Here is a 1,416-nt window from a genome sequence, read left to right on the forward strand (position 1 = left end):
AACCGGTGCCGGTCGATGTCGGCGGCGGAGCGCCCGTCAAGCCGGAAGCCCCCGCGGAAGCGAAGACGCTGCCGGCAGCTGCGCCGCACGAATATGTAGCCGACGCCAGCCACGTGGTAAGGCTTCCTGCCAACGCTTCCATCGACAACATCAAGGTCGACGGCCAAAACCTTGTGCTCGAACAGGCCGACGGCTCGGTGATCGTGATCAAGGATGGCGCCCTGAACGTGCCGACCTTCATCATCGGCGACGTCGAGGTGCCGCGCGTTGCCTTGCTGGCGGCGCTGGAAGCCAGCCATGTCGATGTCGCCTTCGGCGCCGACGGTTCCATCTCGGCCGGCCCCGGCGGTTCGAATTCAAGCGCAGGCGGTGATTTCTCGGTTCCCCCCGGCGGCATCGGCGACGGGTTCGACCTGTCGGCATTGCTGCCGCCGACCGCCTTGCAGTTTGGGCTTCTGGATCGCCGCGAACTGTTCCCGTCCATCGTCGACAGGCCGGTTTCAGTGGTGGCCACGTCACTGCTTGCCCCGACCGAAGCGGCCAGTGAGACCGGCCTCGATGGCAACCAGACACAATCGCCCGGCAGCGACGCGCCAAGCAATTCCGAAACTTCAGGCATCGGAACGATCAGCATCGACGCACCGGATGGAATCGGGTCGATCGTTATCAACGGTGTCGCCGTCACCGGCGTCGGCCAGCAGATTCCTGGCCAGTTCGGCTATTTGGAGATCGTCTCCTACAATCCGAGCACGGGTGCTATCCAATACAATTACACGGTGACCGAATCGGTCACTCATCCCGAGCACACGAACGGGTTCGATCCCAACGACACGGTTCCGGACAATTTCAGCATCACTGTCACGGACGTCGACGGCGATTCGGCCAGCACCACCTTTGCCGTCGCCATTGTCGACGACGTGCCGACCGCGGTTGCCGATACGGACAGCGTGACGGAAGACGGCGCGACGGTTGCGGACGGCAACGTGATCACGGCCAGCGGCGGCGCGGACGCGAATGTGACGGACGGCGTCGCCGACGTCAAGGGCGCGGACGGGGCGACGGTAACGGGCGTCGAGGCGGGCACGGTTGCATCGGCCTCGGGCCATGTCGGGTCGGCCGTGGCGGGCAGTTACGGTTCGATCACGATCGATGCGGACGGCCACTACAGCTACACGCTGAACAACGGCGCTGCGGCGGTCCAGGCGCTGACCACCGGCCAGCATCTGACGGACACGTTCACCTATACGCTGACCGATGGCGACGGCGACACCTCGACGACAACGGTCGAGATCACCATCAACGGCACCAACGACGTCCCACAGGTCGTCGTTGACCAGGGCAACCCGGCCGGCGCGCATGATCAGGTCTATGAAGCAGGTCTGGCGGCGGGTTCGGCGGCCGGCGACGGCAGCACGG

1 protein-coding gene is annotated in these 1,416 nt (G+C 65.1%); it reads left to right on the top strand.

Going from position 1 to position 1,416, the window contains the following annotated elements; translation table 11 throughout:
* A partial coding sequence (locus EN949_RS35260) for a VCBS domain-containing protein (RefSeq protein WP_206535011.1) occupies positions 1 to 1,416 on the top strand: 1,416 nt, incomplete at both ends.

Source organism: Mesorhizobium sp. M7A.F.Ca.US.007.01.2.1 (genome assembly GCF_003998165.1).
Lineage (GTDB): Bacteria > Pseudomonadota > Alphaproteobacteria > Rhizobiales > Rhizobiaceae > Mesorhizobium > Mesorhizobium ciceri.